Genomic DNA, 24,008 nt, shown 5'->3' with positions numbered 1-24,008 from the left:
GGCCCGCCGGCTCCCCGGGGTCAGCGGGCCACCCGGAAGAACCCCTCCGAGATGAGGGTGCGCAGAGCCTCGGGCGCGCGCTCCCGCACCGCCACCGGGTCCTCGCCGATGAGCTCGGCGATCACGTCCAGCAGCGGCCCCACGGGCATGGTGCCGTCGCACACCCCCGCGAGGGCGGCCTCCACCGTGCCCACACGGGCGACCCGCCGCAGGCCGCCGCGCTGGCGCAGCACGATCTTCTCCGGATCCGGGGCGCCCGGGCGCCCCACCCGCTCCTCCACCACGCCCGGTGCGAGCGCCACGTGCGCGGACAGCAGCGCGGCGTCGGTCAGGCGCAGCGCGGTCATCGCGCCGTCCACCACGTCGGGCAGGTACGGGCCCACGGGCTGCTCGATCTCGTGCCGCAGCTCCTCCACGCGCACGGTCGCGTCCTGGGCGACGTCGTTGCGCAGGCTGATCCACCCGAACCCGATGCCCTTGATGCCCTCGCGCTCGAAGTAGTCCAGCCAGGCGTCGTAGCGGCGCGTGTACTCGGGCGTGCCGTGCTCGCAGGAGTCGCGCAGCCACAGCTCCACGTACTGGGCGGGGTCCTGCACGTCGCGCTGGACCACCCAGCCCGAGCAGCCGGTCCCGGTCACCCAGCCGCCGACCCGGTCCTCCCAGTCGTCTCCGTCGCGGTGCACCCAGTTCGCCAGGATCTGGCACCAGCCGCCCTCGGTGAGGTGCGCCGGGGCCTGGCGCACCAGCTCGGCGCACACGGCGTCGCCGGGCAGGTCCGACTCCCGGTAGGTGTACCGCGAGGAGTCGGGGGTGATCACGAACGGCGGGTTGGACACGATCAGGTCGAACCGCTCGCCCCCGACCGGCTCGTACAGCGAGCCCTGCTCCAGGCGGGCGCCGTCGACGCCGGACAGCGCCAGGCTGATCCCGGCCAGGCGCACCGCGCGCGGGTTGAGGTCGGTGGCCACCACCTCGCGCGCCCGCGAGGCCAGGTGCAGGGCCTGCACGCCGCAGCCGGTGCCCACGTCCAGGGCGCGCTCGACCGGGCCGTCCACGATCAGCTGGGAGAGGGTGGAGGAGGCGCCGCCCGTGCCCACCACGTGGTCGGGGCGGGGAACGCCGCCGCTGCCGGGGCGCACCTTGGGATCGGAGACCACGAACCCGGGTCTGCCGTCCTCCAGCTCCCACGGGCCCAGGTGCACCAGGGCGTGGACGACGGGCCCGTTCCCACCCTCCTCCACGGTGACCAGGCCTGCCTCGGCCAGTTCGTCCACGGGCAGGATGGAGCGCGCGGCCCTGGCGGGGATGGGCGAGCGGAGCCACCACAGGCGCAGCAGTAGTCCGAGCCGTTCCTCGCCGCCGGTGGCGCGCAGTGCGGGCACCAGCTCCTCGCGGGCCAGCGCACGCGCGGCGGCGTCGCCGAGTCGGTCACGGACGCCGGACACCGTGTAGTCGGCGTCGATGAGGATGCCGCGGAGTCGCTCGGCCAGACCGCGCGGGAATTTCGTCTCAGACACCCGCCCATTATCAGGCAGAAGCACGGTGCCCCCGTTGGTCGGCGGCGGCCGCGGTTCAGGGGGAGTCGGAGGCCCGGTCGGCCGTGCGCTCGGCGGCTGCGGCGCGTTTGCGGAGCAGGCGCGGGATGTAGAGGAAGCCGAAGACGCCCAGTGCGATCCCGGTCACGCAGACCCCGATCCACCAGCGCTCGGACTCGGGAAGGCCGTCGCCCATGGCGAGGAGGACGGCGAGCGCCACCGCCCACGCCAGGGTGCCGATCGCCGCGGGCACGCGGTAATCGCTCTCGTGGACGTCCGGGTCGGGACGGCGGGGTGTGCGCACGCCCTCCAGGCTATCCGTTCACACGCGGAGAGGGGCGCGTGCCCGGGAGCCCCCGCCCAACGGGGATGCCTTCGTCACATCCTGCGAATCGATCATCCGACCATATGGCGTTTTCTCTGAAACTCGCATGAAACCTGTGGCTGAGGTTGTATGAAGATGCAACTAACCTGGCGCAGAATCCTTGTTGTCCAGTAACACGACCAGGTCAGGCTGTCGACGTGAAATCTCCAAGTTCATCCCCCAGCAGTACCGGCAAGCGCCCGTCGGGCCCCCTTGACCGCTACTTCCGCATCAGCGAGCGCGGCTCCACCCTCGGCACCGAGGTCCGCGGCGGTCTGGCGACCTTCTTCGCCATGGCCTACATCGTCGTCCTCAACCCGCTGATCATCGGCACGGCCGAGGACGTCAACGGAGAGACCCTGGGCATCCCCCAGGTGGCCGCCGTCACCGCCCTGGTCGCCGCGATCTCCTGCCTTCTCATGGGCGTGGTCAGCCGCTACCCGTTCGCCATCGCCGCGGGCATGGGGCTCAACGCCGTCGTCGCCTACGGCATCGCTCCGGTCATGCCCTGGTCCGACGTCTTCCTGCTGATCGTGGTCGAGGGCCTGGTCCTGCTGATCCTGGTGCTCACCGGGTTCCGCACCGCGGTCTTCGCCGCGATCCCGCCCGGCATCAAGGTCGCCATCGCCGTGGGCGTGGGCCTCTTCCTGGCCCTGGTCGGCCTGGTCAACGCCGGTTTCGTGCAGGCGGGCGAGGGCACCCCGGTGCAGCTCGGCAACGGCGGCCTCCAGGGCTGGCCCATCCTGATCTTCGTCATCGGCCTGCTGATCACCGTCGCCCTGTACGTGCGCAAGGTGCCGGGCGCGATGCTGCTGGGCATCATCGCCTCCACCGTCGTCGCCCTCCTCGTCGAGGCCGTCCTCGGCGGCGGCGACAACCGCCTCGGCTGGAGCCTGACCGTCCCGGCCCTGCCCGACGGCGGAAGCCTGGTCGCGTTCCCCGACTTCTCGCTCATCGGCCTGTTCGCCGACGGCGGCTTCAACGTGGTCGCGCGCTGGTCCGAGATCGGCTTCGCCACCGTGGTCATGCTCGTCTTCACGCTGCTGCTGGCCGACTTCTTCGACACCATGGGCACCATGGTCGGCGTCGCCCACCAGGGCGACCTGGCCGACGAGAACGGCAACATCCCCGGCAGCCGCGAGGTCCTGGCCGCCGACTCCTTCGGCACGATCCTCGGCGGTCTGGGCTCGGCCTCGGTGGCCACCATCTACGCCGAGTCCGCCGCGGGCGTCGGTGAGGGCGCGCGGACCGGTATCGCGCCGATCGTGACCGGTGCGCTGATGATGCTGGCCACCCTGCTCACCCCGCTGGTGAACCTGGTGCCCTTCGAGGCCGCCACGCCGGTGCTGGTGATCGTGGGCTTCATGATGATGACCCAGGTCGTCAACATCGACTTCAGGGACCCGGCGCTGGGCCTGGGCTCCTTCATGGCGATCATCATGATGCCCTTCACCTACTCGATCGCCAACGGCATCGGGTTCGGCCTGCTGACCTACGCCTTCGTCAGCCTCGTCCTGGGCAAGGGCCGCCAGGTGCACCCGCTGCTGTGGCTGATCTCGCTGGTGTTCCTGATCCACTTCGCCGAGGCGCCGATCAACGCGCTGATCGGCTGATCCCCGGCTTTCCCGCCGGGCGGGAATTCCGGCGGCGGTGGACGGCGTTGACTCCAGTGATGAGTCAACGCCGTTTACTTCTTTGCCCGCTTTGTCTGACATGTCGCCACGGTCGGCCAGTGCCCGCATCAGTCCCTCCCCACCGGTCCGCGGGGAGGGACTGATGCGGCGTATCGCCATGTTCCGCTCACTGTCCAACCGCAACTACCGGCTCTACGCCCTCGGCCAGCTGCTGTCCAACCCCGGTACGTGGATGCAGCGCATCGCGCAGGACTGGCTGGTCCTCCAGCTCAGCGGCGGCAGCGGCATCGCACTCGGCATGACCACCGCCCTGCAGTTCCTGCCGATGCTCTTCCTCGGGCTGTGGGGCGGGGCCCTGGTCGACCGGATGGACAAGCGCAGGCTCCTGATCTGCACCCAGAGCGCCATGGGCGTGCTCGCCGTCGCCCTCGGCGTCCTGGCCACGGCCGGGGCCGCGCAGGTCTGGCACGTGTACCTGTTCGCCCTCGGACTCGGCATGATCACCGTGCTCGACAACCCCGGGCGGCAGACCTTCGTGCCGGAGATGGTCGGCCGCGACGACCTGTCCAACGCCATCGCGCTCAACAGCGCCAGCTTCCAGCTGGGCCGGGTCACCGGACCGGCCATCGCCGGCCTGCTCATCGCGGTCATCGGCAGCGGGCCGGTCTTCCTCATCAACGGCGCCTCGTTCGGGTTCACCATCCTCGCCCTGGCGATGGTCCGCACCGCCGAGCTGAACCCCACCGACCGGGTCCCCCGGGGCAAGGGGCAGATCCGCGAGGGGCTGCGCTACATCGGCGGCAGGCGCGACCTCGTCCTCCTCCTGGCCCTGGCCGCCTCGACCCAGTTCTTCGGGGCCAACAGCCAGAACCAGATCGCGCTGGTGGTCAACAACGTGTTCGAGCGCGGGGCCGACGCGTTCGGCGCGGCCGCGGCGTTCCTGGCCGTCGGCGCGCTGGCGGGCGCCCTGATGGCCGCCCGCCGCGAACGGCCCAGGCTGCGGCTGGTGCTCATCGGGTCGATGGCCTTCGGCGCGCTCCAGGTGGTCGCGGGGTTCATGCCCGGCTACGTGCCGTTCGTCGTGGTGCTGGTGCCCATGGGCATGGCCTTCATGACGTACGTGACCACCCTCAACGCCACCTTCCAGCTCAGCGTGGACCCGCAGATGCGCGGCCGGGTCATGAGCATGTTCCTGCTGGTGTTCATGGGTGTGGCGCCCATCGGCGCGCCCGTGGTGGGCCTGCTCGCCGACACGTTCGGCCCGCGGACCAGCTTCGTGATCGGCGGCTCGGTGACGCTCGTGGTGGTCTCGGTCCTGTCCGCCCTGCTCTTCCGGACCAAGGGGGTGCGGGTGCGCGACCTGCTTCCGGGGGGCCGTCCGGCCGGACGGGAGCGCGCGGCGGAGCCGGAGCACGAACACGTCCGCGTGGAGCACCGCGCGGACGGCTCGGCCGATGTCGGGCTCACCCGGGGCGGCGACGGGCCGCGTCCCCCCGAGGACGCGGTCAGCCGCCCATGAGACCCCGGTCGTGCCCCGCCGTCCTCGGGGCACGACCGGTGGCACCGCCGTCCGCGTGGGCAGGAGGGGGACATGAGACTGTTCGCCGCACTGGAACCGCCCCCCGACGTGACGGACGTGCTGCGCGAAGCCGTCGACCGGGGCCGCCGCCACGATCCCGGGCTGCGGTGGAGCAGGCCCCCGGACTGGCACCTCACGCTGGTCTTCCTCGGTGAGGTGGACGAGGACCGCCTTCCCGCGCTCACCGGCGCCCTCGGCGGCGAGGTCCGCGCGCACCGGCCGCTCCGCCTCGCCGCGCACGGCTGGGACACCTTCCCGCGCGGAGGCGGCCGCTCCTCCGTGCTCTGGGCCGGGCTCGGCGGCGACACCGAGGCCCTGACCGCCCTCGCCGGAGGACTGCGCGCCGCCGCGGCCGGGGCCGGCCTTCCCGTGGAGGACCGCGCCTACGTGCCGCACATCACGGTCGCCCGCAGCCGCCCCGCGCGCGACCTCACCGACACCGTCCGCGCCCTCGGCCCCCTGCGCAGCCGCGGGTGGCGGGCGCACGAGGTGCACCTGGTGGAGAGCCGCGTCGGGAGGCGGGACCGCTACCGGACCGTCCGGACGTGGGCGTTAGGCTGGGAGGAGGATCCCACCCCACCTCCTGAGCGGAGCACGTCATGAGCATGCTCACCAACAACCGCAAGCAGCGCTGGCTGCTCCCCGTGGTGTTGGGCTCCATCATGCTCATCGTGCTCCTCGGCTCCCTGTTCGGCTGAGCCCGGGCCGCTCAGGCGGCCGCGGAGGCCAGGCTCACCGCGTGCGCGACCAGGGCCGCGTTGTCGTGCGCCTCCTCGCCGTCGGGCAGCCGCATGGTGTCCTCCAGCCCCATCCTGATGTCGTAGCCCGCGGAGACCGCCGACTCCAGGACCGGCCAGGCCGTGGCGTCGGCCCCGTGCAGCAGCCGCGGCCGGCCCACCCCCGCCCGGTCCAGAAGGGACAGGACCGCGTCCGCGTTGCGCCGGGCGTCCTCCACCGCGACCTGCGTGGGCTCCACCAGGACCGCGGCGACCTCCAGCCCGGTGGCGATGAGGATGCGCGCGGACTCCACCGTCCACACTCCGGCCTCCACCCCGATCCGGCGGTCCCCCAGCAGGCGTACCAGGTCCACCGAACCGGCCTCGTGCAGGTTCACCGTCACCGAGTCCGGCAGCGCCGAGGCCGCCCACCGCTGCACCAGGTCGTAGCGCCGCCAGGGATCGGACTCCGCCGACAGCGACGTGGTCAACGACACCGGCACCCGCGGCCCCTCGGCGCGCAGCCGTTCCATCAGCGGGCCGACCACCTGCGGCTCCAGCGACTCGGCGCCGCCGACGTCGCGCGGATGCACGTGGATCTCGGTCGCGCCCGCCGCCACCACCGCATGGGCGTCCGCCACCACCTGGTCCACGGACACGGGCAGGGCGGGGTGCGCCCCGGGGCGGCGGTCCCCGTTCAGACAGGCGACGATCCTCATGAGGGCCCTCCTTACGGCGCTCCGTAAGCCCAATGTGCCCGTTACCACCCGGATGCAAGCCATCCGAGCCGTTCCCTGGCAGGATGTCGGTCATGAGGACTCCGCCCGTTCTTGCCGCCGCCCTGCTCTGTGCGCTCCTTCCGGCCGCCCCGGCCACGGCCTTTCCGGTGGAACCGAGCGAGTCCGGCCCGGACGGGCTCGACCACCCCCGCGGAGGGACGGGCCCCGAGGGCTCGGAGGTCGCCTTCGCGTTCCGGGACCCCCGGATCTCCGAGTCCAGCGGGCTCGCGCCGTCCCTGCGCCACGAGGGCGTGTGGTGGACGCACAACGACAGCGGGGACCACCCCAGTGAGGTGTACGCGGTCGACGGGGAGGGGCGCACGCTCGCCACCGTCACCCTCGGCCTGGAAAGGCGCGACTGGGAGGCGGTCTCCGTCGTGGAGGGCCCCGACGGGACGCCGTCGGTCCTCGTGGGCGACATCGGCGACAACTTCGGCGGCGGCTGGCCCAACGTGCGGGTGTACCGGTTCGACGAGCCCGAGGTGGTCGCCGACGCGCTGGTCGAGCCCGCGGTGTTCACCCTCACCTACGAGGACGGCGGGCGCGACGCGGAGTCGATGATGGTCGACCCCCGCGACGGGCGGCTGTACGTGGCGTCCAAGGAGTTCTCCGGCGGCCTGTACGCGGCGCCCGAGACCCTGGAGCCCGGGGGCGAGCACGTACTGGAGCGGATCGACTCGGTGCCCCTGTTCGCCACCGACGCCGCGTTCGGCCCCGACGGCACCCGCTACGCGATCCGCACCTACTGGGGCGTCACGGTCTACGACTCCACCGAGGGCGTGCCCGGCTCCGCGCTGGGCTCCTTCGACCTGCCCGAGTCCGACCAGGGGGAGTCCCTCGCCTTCACCCCCGACGGGACCGCGCTCATGGTCGGGACCGAGGGACCGGACGCGCCGGTCTGGCGGATCCCCCTGGAGGAGCGGTACCTGGCCGAGGAGCCCGTCAGGGAGGAGCCGCCCGCCGAGGAGGAGGGCGGCACGGTCGGGCCGGAGGCGAGGAGCGCGCTGCCGTTCATCGTGGGCGGGGCCGCGGTGGCCGCGCTGGTCATCACCGGTATCGTCCTTCTGGCCCGCCGGGGCTGAGGCGGTCCTCCCCGCGGGCGCGCAGCGCCCGGACCTTCTGGCGGTTGCCGCAGCGCTCCATGGAGCACCAGCGGCGCCGACCGGGCCGCGAGACGTCCACGAAGACCAGGCGGCAGTCATGCGAGCCGCACTCGCGGATCCGGTCGGCCAGGGGGCCGGTGAACAGCTCGACCGCGTCGCGGGCGATGGTGGACAGCACCGCGGTGGCGTCCGCGGGCAGCGCCCAGGCGCACTCCCGGTCCGTGCCCATCCTCGGCGCCAGCGGCGCCCGTGCGGCGGCCCGGTTGACCTCGGCGACGTCCTCCGGGGCGAGGGGCCGATCGCCGAGGTGGGCCAGGACCATCCGCCAGAGCGCGTCGCGCAGGGTCCGGGCGGCGGCGAGCTCCGCCTCGGACACGGTGACCAGCTCCGGATCCAGGCGCAGGCGCAGCAGCGCGCACCAGTCGGCGAGGTCGCGCGGCCGGTGGAGGCTCTCGTGGACCGCGTACTCACCAGGGCCGCCGGTGACCAGCAGCTCCAGGCACAGCGCGCCCGGATCGAAGACGTAGGGGGATCCGCTCCGAGGACGCATCGGCAGGCCGGTTGTTTTCCGCGTCATGTAACCAGTATAACTGGAATCACACTGCGGTGCCGGATCCGCGTGGACAGTGAGGAGGCCAGCGATGGCCGTGGAGTGGCAGCTCGTCGTGGACTGCGCCGAACCGGTCCCCCTCGCCCGCTTCTGGGCCGGGGCGCTGGAGTACGAGCCCGAGGACAACACCGCGATCGTCGAGTACGCGGTCGCCGCCGGGATGGCGGGGGAGGACGACTACACCGAGGTGGACGGGCGCAAGGCGTGGATCCAGGCCGCCGCCATCCGGCACCCCGACGACCCCGTGGACGACGCCACCGGCGCCGGCCTGGGACGGCGCGTGCTCTTCAAGGCCGTGCCCGAGCCCAAGAGCGTGAAGAACCGCCTGCACATCGACCTGCGGGTGGGCCCCGAGCGCCGCGACGAGGTCGTGGAGCGGCTGGAGGGGCTGGGCGCCTCGGTCGTGCGGACGGTGGAGGAGCACGGCTCCTCGCACGTCACCATGCGCGACCCCGAGGGCAACGAGTTCGACGTGCAGTGACGCCCCGCCCGGCGGAGGAGGGGAAGGCGCGTGTGCCCGCCGACGAGTCCGGCGTTTCGCCGGGCCCTCCGACGGCCGAGTCCCCTGTGTCCGGGGTGCCCCGCCCCCGGACGGTCTTGTACTTGTAGCGAGGTCGGGCGCCGAAGCGCGCTACAGGTACAAGACCGCGGCCCATGGGGCGGGCCGGCGCACCTTCGCGGTCAGTACGACTAGTCCACGGGCTGCGGGTCCAGGAAGTGCTCGCGCGCCAGGAAGGCGTGCCGGGAGAAGTCGGTGAACACGCCGTCCACCCCGGCCTCGAAGAACGCCTCGTACTCGGCGGCGAAGGAGCCGTAGTCCTCGGGCCCGCCGTCCGAGCGCAGGTCCGCGGGCAGGAAGTGGTTCTCGCTGCGGAAGGTGTACGGGTGCACCAGGAGCCCGGCCCCGTGCGCGTTCTCCACGAGGTCGGTGGGCTCGCCCAGGGCCCCGTCCTCGCCGGTGGGGATGACCAGGGCCTTGGCCGGGCCGATCGCGTGCGCGAACGACGCCACCTCCGCCAGGCCGTCCGGGGTGGTGTGGCGCAGCCAGTGCTCCTCGGTGCCCATCAGGTACACCAACGGCAGCTCCGTCCCCGCCAGCTTGCGCAGGCTCTCCGCCTCGAAGGACTGGAGGAACACCGGCACCCTCGGCTCCGGCCCGGTCAGCCCCGCCTCGCGCAGGGCCGCGGCCAGCACCGGCTCCAGCTCCAGGCCCTGCGACTCGTGGTAGGCGGGGTGCTTGGTCTCGGGGTAGATCCCGATCGGCCGGCCCAGCTCCTCGGTGAGCGAGAACGCGAGCTCGATGACCTCCTCCAGGGTCGGGATCCCGTAGGTCCCGTCCATCACGGCGTTCATCCCGCGCAGGTCCCGGAGGCGCTCGACCGCGCGCAGCGTACGGATCTCCTCCAGGGTGAAGTCCTGGGCGAAGAACCCGGTCACCTCGCGCCCGTCGATGGTCCGGGTGGTGCGCCGGTCGGCGAACTCGGGGTGCTCGGCCACGTCCGTGGTCCCGCCGATCTCCTGCTCGTGGCGGCAGATCAGCCTTTTGTCCCTCGTCGCGACCAGGTCCATCTCGATGAAGTCGCCCCCGTGCCGGGCCCCCAGCTCGTAGGAGGCCAGGGTGTGCTCGGGACGGTGCCCCGACGCACCGCGGTGCGAGATGATCTTGATGGGGATGTCCTTCTTGTTCCTGCGCACAGCCGAACCGTCCTGGTAAGCGAGAAGTCGGGAAAAGGGAGAGGCCGACCCGGGTCCGGGTCGGCCACCATTGTGCAACGCGGTGCGCGGGGCTCAGGGCGGGATCGCCGGAGCGGGTTCCCGGAGCAGATGCCCGGAGCAGGGACTCAGGCCAGCTTGGTGAGCACGTGGTCCACGCACTCGGTGAGCGCGCGCACGTCGTCCGGCTCGACCGCCGGGAACATGGCCACGCGCAGCTGGTTGCGGCCCAGCTTGCGGTAGGGCTCGGTGTCGACCACGCCGTTGGCGCGCAGCACCCTCGCGACCGCCGCGGCGTCCACCTCGTCGCTGAAGTCGATGGTGCCGACCACCTGGGAGCGCTTGGCCGGGTCGGTGACGAACGGCGTCGCGACCGGGGACTTCTCCGCCCAGTCGTAGAGGACCGACGAGGACTCGGCGGTGCGCGCCACCGTCCACTCCAGGCCGCCCTGGCCGTTCATCCACTCCAGCTGCTCGGCGAGCAGCAGCAGCGTGGCCACGGCCGGGGTGTTGTAGGTCTGGTCCTTGCGGGAGTTGGCGACCGCCGTGGTCAGCGAGAAGAACTCCGGGACGTACCGGCCGCTCGCGGCGATCTCCTCCACGCGGGCCAGGGCACGGGGCGACATGACGGCCAGCCACAGCCCGCCGTCGGAGGCGAAGCTCTTCTGCGGCGCGAAGTAGTAGACGTCGGTCTCGGTGATGTCGACGGGCAGGCCGCCCGCGCCGCTGGTGGCGTCCACGAGGACGAGCGCGTCGTCGTCGGCGCCCGCCACCCGCCTGATGGGCGCGGCCACACCGGTGGACGTCTCGTTGTGGGTGAGGGCGTACACGTCCACATCGGCCTCGGCGACGGGCTCGCCGTGGCTGCCGGGGTCGGTGCTGATGACGGTGGGCTCCTCCAGCCACGGGGCGCCCTGGGCGACCTTCGCGAACTTGCTGGAGAACTCGCCGAAGGACAGGTGCTGGGACTTGCTGCGCAGCAGGCCGTGCGCGGCGATGTCCCAGAAGGCGGTGGTCCCGCCGTTGCCGAGGACCACCTCGTACCCGTCGGGCAGGGAGAACAGTTCACTCACGCCGGCGCGCACCCGGGAGACCAGGGTCTTGACCGGCTTCTGCCGGTGGGAGGTGCCCATGTAGAGGGAACCGGAGGAGGCCAGGGCGTCGAGTTGCGCGGGGCGGACTTTGGACGGGCCGCTGCCGAAACGGCCGTCGGAGGGCAGCAGGTTCGCGGGAATCTGAATCTCGTCGGTCACGGTCCCAGAGTAGTGGTGGCGGCGGCGACGCCGCCGGTCAGGGCTGAGATTGCCCGAGGTGAAACGACGTGATGCCCGATCGAATCATCACATCCGCCGAATTCGCCATCGGGGCGGACCGTCCCCGTTCCCGGAGCACCGGAACACGCCTTTTCGGGAAACGCGCCGGCGGCATGGCGGACGCCCCGCGCGCGACCGGGTGGCGCGGGAGGCGCCCGGCGCGAGAGGATGCCCCGTGTGGACCACCGAGACCCCGCCGAACTGCGCAAACCGTACACGGGTGAACCACTGATGCGGTCCCTTCTCGCCGACCACCCCATGACGCAGTTCCACCTGTGGTTCGAGGAGGCCCACGAATCCGGGCTCGCCGAGCCCAACGCCATGGTGCTGGCCTCCGTCGAGCCCTCGGGCATGCCCCGCGCCCGCACCGTGCTGATGAAGGGCTACGACAGCACCGGCCTGCGCTTCTTCACCAACTACACCTCGCGCAAGGGGCGCGCCCTGGAGGCCGACCCCCGGGCCAGTGTCGTCTTCCCCTGGCACGCGATCCGGCGGCAGGTCCTGGTGGCCGGTCGGGTGGAACGGCTCAGTGACGAGGAGAACGACCGCTACTTCGCCTCGCGCCCGCGCGGATCGCAGCTGGGCGCCTGGGCCAGCGAGCGCCAGTCGCAGCCGGTGGCCGACCGCGCCGAACTCGACCGGCTCTACCGGCAGTTCGACACGGTGTGGTCCGCCGACGAGGAGATCCCCCGGCCCGTCTACTGGGGCGGGTTCCGGCTGGTGCCCGGCGAGGTGGAGTTCTGGCAGGGCGGCGCCGACCGCATGCACGACCGTTTCCGCTACCTCCGGGGCGAGGACGGCATGTGGGAGATCGACCGTCTCGCGCCCTGAACAGGGGCCGGAGAGTGGCCCCACCGCCCCGCACGGAGGCCGGAGCACCCGTTCTCCCAGGTGGGGGCGCCCACCGCGCACCCGCCCACCTGCCGTCCCCTCCACACCGGGAGGTCCGCCGCCCCGGTGACCGGCCTCCGTGGCCGACACCTCTTGCGCGTTCGGGGATAGTGTGTCCGCATCGTGAGACAGTGCGGAAATGCGGGTTCTCCGTGTCACGATATGCTTGTGGCCATCGGTGGTCGCTCCCGCGGTCCTGCGGACGCCCCGGTCCCCACTCGGCCCCTGGGAATGACGTCGCCCCGGCCTGTGTTGAGAGAGACCCGCCGTGCCCGTCCGCGACCGCGCGCCGGGCACAGAGCCTTGGGAGGGGAGACTTGACCGCACACGGGCTGATCGACACCACGGAGATGTACCTCCGTACGGTTTTCGAGCTCGAAGAGGAGGGGATCGTCCCGCTTCGGGCCCGTATCGCCGAGCGTCTGCACCAGAGCGGCCCCACGGTGAGCCAGACCGTGGCCCGCATGGAGCGTGACGGCCTGCTGCGGGTCGAGAACGACAGGCACCTCGTCATGACCGCCGAGGGGCGGCGCCTGGCCACCCACGTCATGCGCAAGCACCGGCTCGCCGAGCGCCTGCTCGTCGACGTCATCGGGCTCCCCTGGGAGGACGTGCACATCGAGGCCTGCCGCTGGGAGCACGTGATCTCCGAGGCGGTGGAGGAGCGGCTGGTGACGCTGCTCAACGCCCCCTCGGTGTGCCCGCACGGCAACCCGATCCCGGGCCTGGACGAGCTGGGCCTGGAGGACTACTCCCCCGAGCCCTTCACCGACGACTCCATCGTCCCGATGATCGACGTCGCGGGCAACAGCGAGACCACCGCCACCGTGCGCCGCATCAGCGAGCAGATCCAGTCGGACGCCGACATCATGCTCACCTTGCGCGAATGCGGGGTACAACCGGGTCAGGAAGTGGTGTTGCGCGCCTCTGACGACGGGGTCCGCGTGATCGACGGGGAATCCGGGGGGACCGAACTCTCGGCGCTCGTCGCCGGACACATCTTCGTCGCCAAGCCGTGAACCGTACGGACACGTTGATTGGTTGCTCATCAGGATTGTCACATTGCGCTGCGGGAACGTTGACGGTGTTGCTACGCTCGCTTCAAGGTGCGGTCGTTCGGGGTACCCGGAGCGGGCATGTATGCAGCTCATGACGGCGAGGTGGCGGCTAGATGACACGGTGGGGTGAGCCCTTCCGGGAGAGCGACGCGCTCGCCACGGCCGCCGTGGTGGACCAGGCGCAGATCGCCATCGTCGTCATCGACCGCTTCAGCCTGCTGCGCTACTGGAACCCCTTCGCGCGCGAGCTCTTCGGCTTCGTGGACGGCCGCGACTACGTCGGCCTCTCCCTGCTCGACATCGGTATCCACGAGTCGGACCGCGAGCACGCCTCCCAGCTGGCCCGGCGGGTCCTGCGCGGTGAGCCGTGGGAGGGCACCTTCGCCGTGCTCAGGGGCGACTCCACGTGGATCCACGTACGCGCCCAGGCCGTGCCCATGCGCGACGAGTCCGGCGAGGTCGACGGCATCACCCTCATCGCCCGCGAGGCGCTGCGCAGCGGCCGGGTGGAGGAGCAGTACGGCCTGATGGAGCGGATCGGCAGCCGCCTGTCCAGCTCCCTGGAGTTCGACTCCACGGTCAGGGGCGTGGCGGGCATCCTCGTCCCGCAGTTCGCCGACCACTGCTTCATCGACCTCTACGACCACGACCGCCTGATCAGACAGGTGTCGGTGCACGCCGAGGGGTGGACGCCCCCGCCGCGGACCTGGTTCGACGTCGGCGACGAGGTCCGCTACCCCGAGCGCCACTTCGTCACCCAGGCGCTGCGCAGGATGGAGACGGTGGTCAGCAGCGAGTACCTGTTCGAGAGCTCGCCCACCAGCCGCTCCGACCAGGTCTCCCGCCAGGTCGGCGTCACCTCCGCCATCGCCGCCCCGCTGCGGGCCCGCGGCGAGCTGCTCGGGGTGCTCACCCTGGCCCTGTCGGGACTCTCCCCGCGGCAGAAGAGCACCTACGGCGGCTTCGACCGCGACCTCGTCGGCGCCATCGCCTCCCGGGTGGCCCTGGCCATCGACAACGCCCGCCTGTTCGAGGAGGAGCGCAGCACCGCGCTCGCCTTCCAGCGCAGCCTGCTGCCCAGCAACCTGCCCTCCCTGGACGGGCTGACCGTCGCCCACCGCTATCTGCCCGCCGGCCCGCTCCAGGCGCACGGGCACGGCGTGCAGACCCAGGTGGGCGGCGACTTCTACGACGCCATCCCGCTCTCGGCCGGGCGCGTCGGCCTGGTCATCGGCGACGTCGAGGGCCGGGGGCCGCACGCCGCCGCCGTCATGGGACAGCTGCGCGCCGCCCTGCGCGCCTTCGCCCAGGCCGACCGCGAACCCGCCGACATCCTGCGCGAACTCGACGAGTGGGTCCGCCAGCTCGGTCAGGAGGACGGCAACGGCGGTACCTGGATCCCCAGCGTCAGCTGCCTGTACATGGTCTACGACGCCTGGTCGCGTGAGCTGTCCTACGCCAACGCCGGACACGCCCCGCCGCTGCTGGTCACCTCCGAATCGGTGGAGAAGCTCGACCTGGAGGTCACCGACCGCATGCTGGGCGTGCGCGCCAAGGGCGGTTCGGGCGAGGACGTGGTCTACCACCAGGCCGACCTGGCCCTGCCCATAGGCGCCACCCTGGTGCTGTACACCGACGGCCTCGTGGACCGGCGGCCGGTGGGCGGCAGCCCCGACCCCGACCGGGCGCTGGAGCTGCTGGCCGAGCGGGTCGCCGAGGTCGCCGACAAGGACGTGGACCAGATCGCCGAGGCGGCCGTGCACAGCGTTCCGGGCGAGTTGGACGACGACACCGCCCTGCTGGTCGTGCGCACCCACTCCGACGCGCTCGCGCTGTGCGAGGGCTGGTTCCGCTCGGAGGCCTCCACCGTGGGCGAGGCCCGCCACCTGGCGGCCGACACCTTCAAGGAGTGGGGGATGGACCGCGACCAGGCCGAGCTGGCCTGCCTGCTGGTCTCGGAGATCGTCACCAACGTCGTCATCCACGCCACGCCGCACCCGGTGCACCGCGAGTTCACCGGTGTCGGGGTCCTGGACTCGGAGACCGCGCCCGGAGTCGGCGGGCCGACCGACGAGTTCGACGAGGACTGGACGGACCTGCTGGAGGCGGTGGCGGAGGAGGACGACGAGCCCGCCGAGAACGAGGACAAGGAGTTCCTGCTCCGGCTGCGGCGCGGGGCGTCCGCGGTGTGGGTGGAGGTCTTCGACAACGACCTGCGGCTGCCCCGGATCCGCAGCGCCGCCGCCGACGACGAGGGCGGCCGGGGCCTGTACCTGGTCGAGCAGCTGGCCAGCCGGTGGGGGTCGCGCCCGACCCCGGACGGCAAGGCGGTCTGGTTCGAGATGCCCATGCACGACGACGGGGTCGAGGAAGCCGAGAAGGACGACGGGGAGTGAGCCCGGGCGGGCTCCCCGGAGCCCGCCGGGTGGGGTCCGCGAGCCCGCCGGGCGAAGGCCCGCACGGACACTCCGCCGGTGCGGCGCACGGGGTCTGCGCCGGAGGGTCCTGCCTGGTTCCGGCGCGATGACGAGGCCGCGGCGCACGGGGGCGGCGGGGCCGGAACCCCTTCCGGTCGCCGTCTAGGGAGTGTTTTCTAGAAGGCTTCCGGGTCAGCGGGCGGCCGTCCGGGCAGTCTCTCGCAAGACGAGGTGCGAAGTTCGGCCTGGTCGTGCCTCACGAGCGCAGAGGCGCAGCGAGGGGCAGCCTGGTGGACGCGAGCCCGAAAATGATGCAAAAAACACGACCTAGCGCCAGGACCAGGCCCACAGCAGCAGGCACACGAAGACGAAGAAGACCACGATCCCGCCGGTCGTCCACGGGATGTGGACTCTGGGCCGGAGCTTGCGCACGCCGATCACGAGCAGCACGACCAGCAGGCCCATGACGATGAGGCCGTCCCACGCACCGCTCATGACAGCTCCGACCCTTCCGACGGGGGCTCGTGCGGTCACAGTCCCAGGCCGCGCCCCACGATCTCCTTCATGATCTCGGTGGTGCCGCCGTAGATCGTCTGGATGCGGGAGTCCTGCCAGGCCCGTGCCACGGGGTATTCCATCATGTACCCGTACCCCCCGTGAAGCTGGAGGCAACGGTCCATCACCTTGTTGCACAGCTCGGTGGTCCACCACTTGGCCATGGCGGCGTCCTCGACGGTGAGCTCACCCCGGTTGAGCAGGTCGATGCCGCGGTCCACGTAGGTGCGGGCGATGTCCACCTCGGTGGCCAACTCGGCCAGGACGAAACGGGTGTTCTGGAAGCGCCCAATCGGACGGCCGAAGGCGGTGCGCTCGCGGCAGTACGCGATGGTGTGCTGGAGCATGGCGTCGGCGGAGGCCACCGCGCAGGTGGCGATGGACAGCCGCTCCTGCGGCAGGTTCTCCATCAGGTGGACGAACCCGCCGCCCTCCCGGCCGATGAGGTTGGCCGCCGGGACGCGCACGTCGTCGAAGAACAGCTCGGCGGTGTCCTGCGCCTTCATCCCGACCTTGTCGAGGTTGCGGCCCCGCTCGAACCCGGGGGTGCCGCGCTCGACCGCGATCAGCGAGAAGCCCTGCGCGCCCGCGTCGGGGTCGGTCTGGGCGACCACGATCACCAGGTCGGCGTTGATGCCGTTGGTGATGAAGGTCTTGGAGCCGTTGACGACGTACTCGTCGCCGTCGCGCACCGCCGAGGTGGTGATGCCCTGGAGGTCGCTGCCCGCCCCGGGCTCGGTCATGGCGATGGCCGTGATCAGCTCGCCGCCGGCGAAGCCCCGGAGCCAGCGCTTCTTCTGCTCGTCGTCGGTCAGGCCGACCATGTACGGGGCCATGATGTCGTTCTGGAGGGTGATGCCGAGGCCGCTGGCGTGGGCGCGGCAGATCTCCTCGTTGACGACGGTGTTGTAGCGGTAGTCGTTCAGCCCGGTGCCGCCGTACTCCTCGGGTACGCCGTGGCCGAGCAGGCCCACTTCGCCCGCCTTGGCCCACACCTCGCGGGGGACCACCCCGTCCTTCTCCCACTGGTCGTGGAAGGGCACGACCTCGCGCTTGAGGAACTCGGCCACCGATTCGCGGAAGAGGTCGTGGTCGGCGTCGAAGAGTTCCCGCTTCATGCTCTGCTCCGGGGTTCGGTGATCACTGGGTGCGGCCACAGTAACCGAATCGAATTCGGTTTTGAAGGGGACGGTCCAAGCCCGGGCAAAGTTCCCGTGCCCGGGGGCGCCCGTCCGGCGGTTCCCGGAGGGCGCGGCCGCCGGACCTTCCTAGGGTGGCGGCGACGGGGCCGGAACCGGAGGACGCCGGGGTCCACGGGCGGGGGTTCGTGGAGCGGTCCGCTCGGGAAGGAGGGCGATGGTCCAGCACGGGTCCGAGCGTCGGGAGCGCCGGGAGCACCGGGGCAGCAGGATCGCGGTCATCATGGCCGCGCTGATGCTCACCGTGCTGCTGGCGGCCCTGGACCAGACGATCGTGTCCACCGCGCTGCCGACGATCGTGTCCGACCTCGGCGGACTCAACCACCTGTCGTGGGTGATCACCGCCTACCTGCTCGCGGTCACCGCCGTCACACCTTTGTGGGGCAAGCTCGGCGACCAGTTCGGCCGCAAACCGCTCTTCCTCACCTGCATCACCGTCTTCCTGGCCGGCTCGGCCCTGTGCGGAACCGCCCAGGACATGCTCCAGCTCATCCTCTTCCGCGGGGTCCAGGGCATCGGCGGCGGAGGGCTCATGGTGCTCGCCTCCGCCATCATCGGCGACGTGGTCTCCCCCCGGGAGCGCGGCAGGTACCAGGGGCTGTTCGGCGCGGTGTTCGGGATCTCCAGCGTGGCCGGGCCGCTGCTCGGCGGACTGTTCGTCGACCACCTGTCCTGGCGGTGGGTGTTCTACGTCAACCTGCCACTGGGGGTCGCGGCCTTCGCGACGGTGCTCGCGGTGCTGCCGAACCGCCGTCCCACCGGCAGGCAGAGCATCGACTACCTCGGGATCGTGCTGCTGGCCGCCACCGCGGTCTGCCTGACCCTGGTCGCCTCGTGGGGCGGCAGCGTCCACCCGTGGACGTCGCCGCAGACCATCGGTCTGGTGGTCGGGGCCGCGGTGCTCGGCACGGGCTGGTGGCTGTCCGCACGGCGGGCCCCCGAGCCCGTCATGCCGCTGAGCCTGTTCCGGGACCCGACCATCGTGGTGGCCATGGCGATCGGACTCTGCGTGGGCTTCGCGATGATGGGGTCGATGGCGTTCCTGCCGCTGTTCCTCCAGGTCGTGCACGGTATGTCGCCCACGGCCTCGGGGCTGCACCTGCTGCCGATGGTGCTGGGCCTCTTCCTGACCTCGATCACCAGCGGGCGCCTGGTCACCCGCACCGGCCGCTACAAGGTCTATCCGGTGGTGGGGATGCTGGTGACCTCCCTCGGCCTGTTGCTGCTCTCCCGTATGGGGCCGCAGAGCTCGCAGACGGAGATGGGGCTGTACTTCTTCGTCCTCGGCGTGGGCCTGGGCCTGGTGATGCAGGTGGTGGTCGTGGTGGTGCAGAACGCCGCCGACTACTCCGATCTGGGGGTGGCCACGTCGTCGGCGACGTTCTTCCGGTCCATCGGCGGGTCGTTCGGCACGGCGGTGTTCGGCGCGATCTTCTCCGGGCAGCTGTCCGCCAACCTGGCGGCGAGGGCCGACCGGATCCAGCCGCCGCCCGGGGTGGACCCGTCCGCGCTGGAGAGCGACACGCGCAGCCTGGACCGGCTGCCCCCGGAGGCGCAGGCCTCGTTCCTGCAGGCCTACGCGGACGCCGTGGACACCGTGTTCCTGGGGGCGGTGCCGGTCGCCCTGGCCGGGTTCGTGCTGGCGCTGTTCCTGCGGCAGGTCCCGCTGCGCACCACCATCGACTCCCCGGACCTGGACGAGTCCATCCCGCCCGTGGCCGCCGGGAGCCGCAGTGCCATCGCGCACGTGGAGAAGGAGGTGTTCCGGGCCTGTGGCCAGGAGGGCGCCGACGAGATGTACGGGCGCCTGCGCGAGGCGGCGGGCCTGGAGGTCTCGCCCCGAGCGTGCTGGGTGCTCAGCCACCTGGGCGTGACCGGGCCGCTGCCGTGCGCGGAGCTGGTGGAGATGTCGGGGTTGCCCGAGGAGTACTGGAGGCCGGTGCACCAGGAGCTCCTCGAAGCGGGCTACCTGGCCGGGGAGGGGGAGCCCTGGACGCTGAACCGGCGCGGCGCGGAGGCCGCCCGGGCGATGTTCGAGGCCCAGCGGACCGCGCTGCGCTCGCTGCTGGCCGACTACGGGCCCGACGAGCACCCCGAGGTGGTGGCCGCCCTGGAACGGATCACCGCCGACACCCTGGGCGACGAGGGGGACGCCGCGCGCCTGGACGGAGGGTCCCACCGGGCGTGAGGGCAGCCCGAGGGGAGGGGCGCGAAGCCCCCCGTCCCGGCTTTTTCGCTTTTTCGACCAGGTTCGCACTCCGGGCGATCCACCGCCACGGGGCCGCGAACCTGTGGACGACCAGCACGGACCCGGGTTCCCAGGGGCCGGGGGCTTGCCGGATCAGATAAACCGAATACAGTTCGGTTTGTAACCGTCACCCAGGACCTTGGAGGATCCCGTGGCCGAGGCATACATCGTCGGCGCAGTACGCACCCCTGTCGGCACCAAGAAGGGCGCCCTGGCCGCCGTGCACCCGGCGGACCTGGGGGCGCACGTTCTCAAGGAGCTCGTCACCCGCACCGATGTCGACCCGGCCGCGGTCGAGGACGTCATCATGGGCTGCGTCAGCCAGGTCGGGCCGCAGGCGCTCGACCTCGCCCGCACCGCCTGGCTCTCCGCGGGCTTCCCCGAGTCCGTCCCCGGCGTCACCATCGACCGCCAGTGCGGGTCCTCCCAGCAGGCCGTGCACTTCGCCGCCCAGGGCGTCATGTCCGGCACCCAGGACCTGGTCGTGGCCTCCGGCGTGGAGAACATGGGCATGGTCCCCATGGGCGCCAACGTCCAGTACGCCATCGACAACGGCCTCGGCCTGTACGGCGACGGGTGGGTCGAGCGCTACGGGCTCCAGGAGGTCTCACAGTTCCGCGGCGCCCAGCTCATGTGCGAGAAGTGGGGCTTCAAGCGCGAACAGCTGGAGGAGTTCGCGCTGGAGAGCCACCAGCGCGCCGCGAAGGCCCTGGAGGCGGGTTACTTCGACGACCAGGTCGCCCCCCTGGCCGGGGTCGAGCGTGACGAGGGCGTGCGCCCCGACACCACCCTGGAGAAGATGGCGGGCCTGAAGCCGCTGCGCGAGGACTGGGAGCTCACCGCGGCCGTGGCCAGCCAGATCTCGGTCGGCGCGAGCGCGGTGCTCCTTGCCTCCGAGCGCGCCGTCAAGCAGCACAACCTGACCCCGCTGGCCCGGATCGTCCAGCTGTCGCTGGTCGGCGACGACCCGGTGTACATGCTCACCGCCCCCATCCCCGCGACGAGGATCGCGCTGGAGAAGGCCGGACTGGGCATCGACGACATCGACGTCACCGAGATCAACGAGGCCTTCGCCCCGGTGCCGATGTCCTGGATCCAGGAGCTGGGCGCCGACCCCGCCAAGGTCAACCCCAACGGCGGCGCCATCGCCCTCGGCCACCCGCTGGGCGCCACCGGCACCGTGCTCATGACCAAGCTGGTCAACGAGCTGCACCGCACCGGCGGCCGCTACGGTCTCCAGACCATGTGCGAGGGCGGCGGCCAGGCCAACACCACCATCATCGAGCGCGTCTGACGCGCGCCCGCCGTGCGCGGATGCGCACGGCGGGCACCGTCCTCACCCCCTCCGGGGAAGCGGGGTCGCGGGCATCGCCCGCGCCGGACGGATGTTGTGGTTGCGGTGGAAGGCGTTGTCCGGGTCGAACTCGGTCTTGACCGCGCTCAGCCGCGCGTGGTTGCGCTCGCCGAACCCGGCCAGGACGCGGTCCTCGCCCTCGTCGGCGGTGAAGTTCAGGTACACGTCCCCCGTCGCCCAGGGACGTATGTCCGAACGGACGTCCTTCACCCACCGGATGGCGCGGGCGTCGTCCTCGGGGTCCCCCCACATCGCCAGGGGGTGGACGCCCCACCGCGCGTGGCGCCACGGCACCGGGTAGTCGGTCCCGGGCCGGTCCATGGCGCCGCCGAACGGGAAGAGGATGTGACCCGTCGGCGAGGGGACGACGATCTCGTCCGCCCGGCGGCAGAAGGCGTCGACGGCCTCGTCCGGCAGGGAGCCCAGGTGCTCCACCGACCAGTAGTTGCGGTAGCCGGGCGGGTCGTCCAGAGCCTTCTGCGCTTCGGGACAGGGCATGTCGGTGACCAGTACGGCCTCGGGGCGCATACCGATGACCGGTGCGGCCAGGTCGCGCAGCACCGACTCCCCGCCCGCGCAGGTCAGTACGACGGCGCACACGAATGTGCCGACGAGCTCCTCGGGCATGAACGGCTCGGGCTGGGCGACCAGGTAGATGAAGCCGCCGCCGACCTCGCCGGGAGCCGCCGCCATGAGGTCGCGCCAGACGCGGACGACCTCGGGTCCCGCCTCGGGACGGAAGATCAGCAGCCCCAGGGAGAACTCCGGCAGCGGGCGCAGCCGCAGGTCCAGTCGGGTGACCACGCCGAAGTTGCCGCCGCCGCCGTGCAGCGCCCAGAACAGCTCCGGGTTCTCGTCGGCGGACGCCCGCACCAGGTCGCCCTCAGCGGTCACCATGTCGGCGGCGAGCAGGTTGTCGCAGGCCAGGCCGAACTTGCGCTCCAACCACCCGGAGCCGCCGCCGAGCGTGAAACCGCCGACTCCGGTGGTCGAGACCCGGCCGCCGGTGGTGGCCAGGCCGAACGGCGCGGTCGCCGCGTCCAGGTCGCGCATGAGGGCGCCGCCGCCGACCCGGGCCAGCATCTCCCGCCGGTCGACGTCCACCGTGTTCATCCGGCGCAGGTCGACCACCATGCCGCCGTGGGTGAGCGCCATGCCGGCGACGCTGTGCCCGCCGCCGCGCACGGCGATCTCCAGGTCCTCCTCGCGCGCGCACGCGAGGGCGCGGGCGCACGTCGTCCACGGTCGCGCACTGCGCGATCACACCGGGCCGCACGTCGACCATCGCGTTGAAGACGGTGTGCGCGTCCTCGAAGCCGTCGTCCGTGGGGATGAGCACCCGGCCGGAGAACCCCGACCTCAGACGGTCCAGCGCCGTGTCGGACACGGGACCCACCTTGAGCTGAGCCATGGCTTCCCCCAACGCCGTGGGGCGTGCTCCGGGGCCGGTCGGTCTCGGACGCCGCGCGGCCGTCGCAGGCGGGACGTGCCGCGAACGCCCCTGTGAGCGGGGTAGGACGGTGTCCCCCGCGCGGATAACCCTCCTTTGAGGGAACGTTGCCGGAAACTGTTCCGGATCTGTACGTGTGGCGCGTGTCCCCCGGAGGAGGGCGGATACCGCCCGGGCCGGACTTGGCCGGTCCCTGGTCCTCGGATGGGAGAAGCGGGGCCCGGAGCCGGCGGGGGTCAGGAGGCGGACGGGGCCAGCGCCGGGCCGCCGACGCCGTTCGACAGGCCCAGCCAGGAGGCCATCTCGGCCAGCTGCTCGACCAGCTCGGGCACGGTGTCGGCGGGCGCGCCCTCCTCCAGGGTGATCTGCTGCGCCAGCAGGGTCTGCGACCTGCGGTCCGCCTTGAGGTCCACCCGCGCCACCAGGTCCTCGCCCAGCAGGAACGGCAGCACGTAGTAGCCGTGCACCCGCTTGGCCGCGGGCACGTAGATCTCCAACCGGTAGCGGAACCCGAACAGCTCCTCCGCGCGGCCGCGTGTCCACACCAGTGAGTCGAACGGGCTCAGCAGCGCACGCGCACGCATCCTCCGCGGGATCCGGGCGTCCCGGTGCAGGTAGGCGGTGCGCTCCCAGCCCCGGACCCGCACCGGCACCAGCTCGCCGGAGTCCACCAGGTCGGCGACGGCCGCCCGGGACTCGGCGGGCCTCAGGCGGAAGTAGTCGCGCAGGCACGCCTCGGTGGCCACCCCGTGGGCGCGGGCGGCGATCGACACCAGCTCCCGGTGCGCCTCCCGCGGAGTGACCGACGGTGCGTCGTACACCTCCGGGGGCAACACCCGTTCGGGCAGGTCGTAGAGCCTCTCGAACTGGGTGTTGCGTCCGTTGGAGGTCAGGTCGCCGATCCAGAACAGGTACTCCAGGCACTTCTTGACCTCGGACCAGTTCCAGCCCCAGTGGTCCTTGGCACGCGGAGCGTCGTGCGCCAGCGCCGACTCCACCTCGCGGGCGCTGGCCGGGCCGACCCGGACCACCTCCTCGAACACGGCCTTGACCAGCTCGGGCCGCTCCTCCCGGATGCCGTTCATCCATCCCACCCGCGTCTGTTCGCGGTTGCGCTCCATCCGGTAGCGCATCAGCTGCCGGGTGGCGGGCGGCACCAGGCTGGCCTCGTGCGCCCAGCACTCCACCAGCCGGGCCGCACCGGAACCGGCGGCGGTGGTGGCGGCCCGGTCCAGCAGGGCGGGGTCGTAGGCGCCCATGCGGGCGAAGACCGGCAGGTACTGGCTGCGGGCCAGCACGTTCACGCTGTCGATCTGGAGGATGCCCACCCGGCGCACCACCCGTGCCAGGTGGGTGAGTGTGGGCTTCCCGGCGGGCTCGGGGTCGGCGAAGCCCTGGGCGGCGAGCGCGATCCGGCGCGCCTGGGAGAGGGAGAGGTCCGCGTCGCGGCGGGGGTGCGGTTCGGCCATGCCGACACGGTAGCCCCCGCC

Annotated in this window: 20 protein-coding genes; 10 read left to right on the top strand and 10 right to left on the bottom strand. The window is 71.9% G+C overall.

Features of this window, described 5'->3' with window-relative positions; all coding sequences use genetic code 11:
• Positions 1-20: 20 nt before the first annotated feature.
• Together A6A08_RS07575 and A6A08_RS07570 are read right to left on the bottom strand one after the other, a co-directional pair.
• Positions 21-1,517: a methyltransferase gene (locus tag A6A08_RS07575; protein ID WP_073701825.1), complete on the bottom strand. Its 1,497-nt coding sequence runs from the start codon at positions 1,515-1,517 to the stop codon at positions 21-23.
• A gap of 55 nt (positions 1,518-1,572) precedes the next feature.
• Positions 1,573-1,839, bottom strand: a complete 267-nt coding sequence (locus A6A08_RS07570; protein WP_073701824.1) for a DUF2530 domain-containing protein — start codon at positions 1,837-1,839, stop codon at positions 1,573-1,575.
• A gap of 218 nt (positions 1,840-2,057) precedes the next feature.
• Here A6A08_RS07570 and A6A08_RS07565 point away from each other — a divergent pair, with 218 nt between their 5' ends.
• The 3 genes from A6A08_RS07565 (at position 2,058) to thpR (ending at position 5,715) form a co-directional block, all read left to right on the top strand.
• Positions 2,058-3,512, top strand: a complete 1,455-nt coding sequence (locus A6A08_RS07565) for an NCS2 family permease (RefSeq protein WP_073701823.1) — start codon at positions 2,058-2,060, stop codon at positions 3,510-3,512.
• 163 nt (positions 3,513-3,675) lie between these two features.
• Complete coding sequence (locus tag A6A08_RS07560) at positions 3,676-5,052, top strand: MFS transporter (protein WP_073701822.1); 1,377 nt, start codon at positions 3,676-3,678, stop codon at positions 5,050-5,052.
• A gap of 72 nt (positions 5,053-5,124) precedes the next feature.
• Positions 5,125-5,715, top strand: a complete 591-nt coding sequence (thpR, locus tag A6A08_RS07555; RefSeq protein WP_073701821.1) for an RNA 2',3'-cyclic phosphodiesterase — start codon at positions 5,125-5,127, stop codon at positions 5,713-5,715.
• 106 nt (positions 5,716-5,821) lie between these two features.
• Here the strand turns inward: thpR and A6A08_RS07550 are convergent, their stop codons facing one another.
• The gene (locus A6A08_RS07550) at positions 5,822-6,547 is read right to left on the bottom strand and encodes a 3-keto-5-aminohexanoate cleavage protein (RefSeq protein ID WP_073701820.1); all 726 of its coding nucleotides are present in this window, start codon (positions 6,545-6,547) and stop codon (positions 5,822-5,824) included.
• A gap of 92 nt (positions 6,548-6,639) precedes the next feature.
• On the opposite strand from A6A08_RS07550, the gene A6A08_RS07545 reads away from it, so the two are divergent.
• The gene (locus tag A6A08_RS07545; protein WP_073701819.1) at positions 6,640-7,689 is read left to right on the top strand and encodes a hypothetical protein; all 1,050 of its coding nucleotides are present in this window, start codon (positions 6,640-6,642) and stop codon (positions 7,687-7,689) included.
• On the opposite strand, the gene A6A08_RS07540 is transcribed toward A6A08_RS07545, so the two are convergent.
• Positions 7,655-8,287, bottom strand: a complete 633-nt coding sequence (locus A6A08_RS07540) for an ABATE domain-containing protein (RefSeq protein ID WP_073701818.1) — start codon at positions 8,285-8,287, stop codon at positions 7,655-7,657. The two genes, A6A08_RS07545 and A6A08_RS07540, sit on opposite strands and share 35 nt — an antisense overlap.
• Positions 8,288-8,351: 64 nt before the next feature.
• Between A6A08_RS07540 and A6A08_RS07535 the strand changes: the two genes are divergently transcribed.
• Positions 8,352-8,801, top strand: coding sequence for a VOC family protein (locus A6A08_RS07535; RefSeq protein ID WP_073701817.1), 450 nt, complete (start codon positions 8,352-8,354; stop codon positions 8,799-8,801).
• Between the two features lie 209 nt (positions 8,802-9,010).
• Here the strand turns inward: A6A08_RS07535 and A6A08_RS07530 are convergent, their stop codons facing one another.
• Together A6A08_RS07530 and serC are read right to left on the bottom strand one after the other, a co-directional pair.
• Positions 9,011-10,015 carry a glycerophosphodiester phosphodiesterase family protein gene (locus A6A08_RS07530; RefSeq protein WP_073701816.1) on the bottom strand — a complete coding sequence of 335 codons (1,005 nt, stop codon included), beginning with the start codon at positions 10,013-10,015 and terminating at the stop codon, positions 9,011-9,013.
• A 146-nt stretch (positions 10,016-10,161) separates the two neighbouring features.
• A complete protein-coding gene (gene serC / locus A6A08_RS07525; protein WP_073701815.1) occupies positions 10,162-11,286 on the bottom strand; it encodes a phosphoserine transaminase in 1,125 nt (374 codons plus the stop codon).
• 237 nt (positions 11,287-11,523) lie between these two features.
• Between serC and pdxH the strand changes: the two genes are divergently transcribed.
• From pdxH to A6A08_RS07510, 3 genes are all read left to right on the top strand, one after another.
• Entirely contained in the window at positions 11,524-12,177 is a 654-nt protein-coding gene (pdxH, locus tag A6A08_RS07520) for a pyridoxamine 5'-phosphate oxidase (RefSeq protein WP_073701814.1), read from the top strand.
• 377 nt (positions 12,178-12,554) lie between these two features.
• Positions 12,555-13,256: a metal-dependent transcriptional regulator gene (locus A6A08_RS07515; RefSeq protein ID WP_073701813.1), complete on the top strand. Its 702-nt coding sequence runs from the start codon at positions 12,555-12,557 to the stop codon at positions 13,254-13,256.
• A 152-nt stretch (positions 13,257-13,408) separates the two neighbouring features.
• Entirely contained in the window at positions 13,409-15,691 is a 2,283-nt protein-coding gene (locus A6A08_RS07510; protein ID WP_073701812.1) for a SpoIIE family protein phosphatase, read from the top strand.
• A 348-nt stretch (positions 15,692-16,039) separates the two neighbouring features.
• On the opposite strand, the gene A6A08_RS28160 is transcribed toward A6A08_RS07510, so the two are convergent.
• Together A6A08_RS28160 and A6A08_RS07505 are read right to left on the bottom strand one after the other, a co-directional pair.
• Complete coding sequence (locus A6A08_RS28160; RefSeq protein WP_017572489.1) at positions 16,040-16,207, bottom strand: hypothetical protein; 168 nt, start codon at positions 16,205-16,207, stop codon at positions 16,040-16,042.
• A gap of 35 nt (positions 16,208-16,242) precedes the next feature.
• Complete coding sequence (locus tag A6A08_RS07505; protein ID WP_073701811.1) at positions 16,243-17,385, bottom strand: acyl-CoA dehydrogenase family protein; 1,143 nt, start codon at positions 17,383-17,385, stop codon at positions 16,243-16,245.
• A gap of 238 nt (positions 17,386-17,623) precedes the next feature.
• Between A6A08_RS07505 and A6A08_RS07500 the strand changes: the two genes are divergently transcribed.
• Both A6A08_RS07500 and A6A08_RS07495 read left to right on the top strand, forming a co-directional pair.
• The gene (locus A6A08_RS07500) at positions 17,624-19,654 is read left to right on the top strand and encodes an MDR family MFS transporter (RefSeq protein WP_073701810.1); all 2,031 of its coding nucleotides are present in this window, start codon (positions 17,624-17,626) and stop codon (positions 19,652-19,654) included.
• A gap of 211 nt (positions 19,655-19,865) precedes the next feature.
• Positions 19,866-21,008, top strand: coding sequence for an acetyl-CoA C-acetyltransferase (locus A6A08_RS07495; protein WP_073701809.1), 1,143 nt, complete (start codon positions 19,866-19,868; stop codon positions 21,006-21,008).
• 42 nt (positions 21,009-21,050) lie between these two features.
• Here the strand turns inward: A6A08_RS07495 and A6A08_RS07490 are convergent, their stop codons facing one another.
• Both A6A08_RS07490 and A6A08_RS07485 read right to left on the bottom strand, forming a co-directional pair.
• Positions 21,051-22,253, bottom strand: a complete 1,203-nt coding sequence (locus tag A6A08_RS07490) for an FAD-binding oxidoreductase (RefSeq protein ID WP_242422168.1) — start codon at positions 22,251-22,253, stop codon at positions 21,051-21,053.
• Positions 22,254-22,754: 501 nt separating this feature from the next.
• Positions 22,755-23,987, bottom strand: a complete 1,233-nt coding sequence (locus A6A08_RS07485) for a winged helix-turn-helix domain-containing protein (RefSeq protein ID WP_073701899.1) — start codon at positions 23,985-23,987, stop codon at positions 22,755-22,757.
• Positions 23,988-24,008: the final 21 nt, after the last annotated feature.

This window comes from Nocardiopsis sp. TSRI0078 (assembly GCF_001905145.1).
Taxonomy (GTDB): Bacteria; Actinomycetota; Actinomycetes; order Streptosporangiales; family Streptosporangiaceae; genus Nocardiopsis.
The sequence above is the reverse complement of the archived record's forward strand: the minus strand, read 5'-3'. Positions and strand labels throughout refer to the sequence as shown.

Bases quoted from the DNA above. Each gene is read 5' to 3' on its own strand.
- A6A08_RS07560 (WP_073701822.1), top strand. From the start codon at position 3,676: ATGCGGCGTATCGCCATGTTCCGCTCACTGTCCAACCGCAACTACCGG.
- thpR (WP_073701821.1), top strand. From the start codon at position 5,125: ATGAGACTGTTCGCCGCACTGGAACCGCCCCCCGACGTGACGGACGTG.
- A6A08_RS07550 (WP_073701820.1), bottom strand. From the start codon at position 6,547: ATGAGGATCGTCGCCTGTCTGAACGGGGACCGCCGCCCCGGGGCGCAC.
- A6A08_RS07545 (WP_073701819.1), top strand. From the start codon at position 6,640: ATGAGGACTCCGCCCGTTCTTGCCGCCGCCCTGCTCTGTGCGCTCCTT.
- A6A08_RS07540 (WP_073701818.1), bottom strand. From the start codon at position 8,287: ATGACGCGGAAAACAACCGGCCTGCCGATGCGTCCTCGGAGCGGATCC.
- A6A08_RS07535 (WP_073701817.1), top strand. From the start codon at position 8,352: ATGGCCGTGGAGTGGCAGCTCGTCGTGGACTGCGCCGAACCGGTCCCC.
- A6A08_RS07510 (WP_073701812.1), top strand. From the start codon at position 13,409: ATGACACGGTGGGGTGAGCCCTTCCGGGAGAGCGACGCGCTCGCCACG.
- A6A08_RS28160 (WP_017572489.1), bottom strand. From the start codon at position 16,207: ATGAGCGGTGCGTGGGACGGCCTCATCGTCATGGGCCTGCTGGTCGTG.
- A6A08_RS07505 (WP_073701811.1), bottom strand. From the start codon at position 17,385: ATGAAGCGGGAACTCTTCGACGCCGACCACGACCTCTTCCGCGAATCG.
- A6A08_RS07500 (WP_073701810.1), top strand. From the start codon at position 17,624: ATGGTCCAGCACGGGTCCGAGCGTCGGGAGCGCCGGGAGCACCGGGGC.
- A6A08_RS07485 (WP_073701899.1), bottom strand. From the start codon at position 23,987: ATGGCCGAACCGCACCCCCGCCGCGACGCGGACCTCTCCCTCTCCCAG.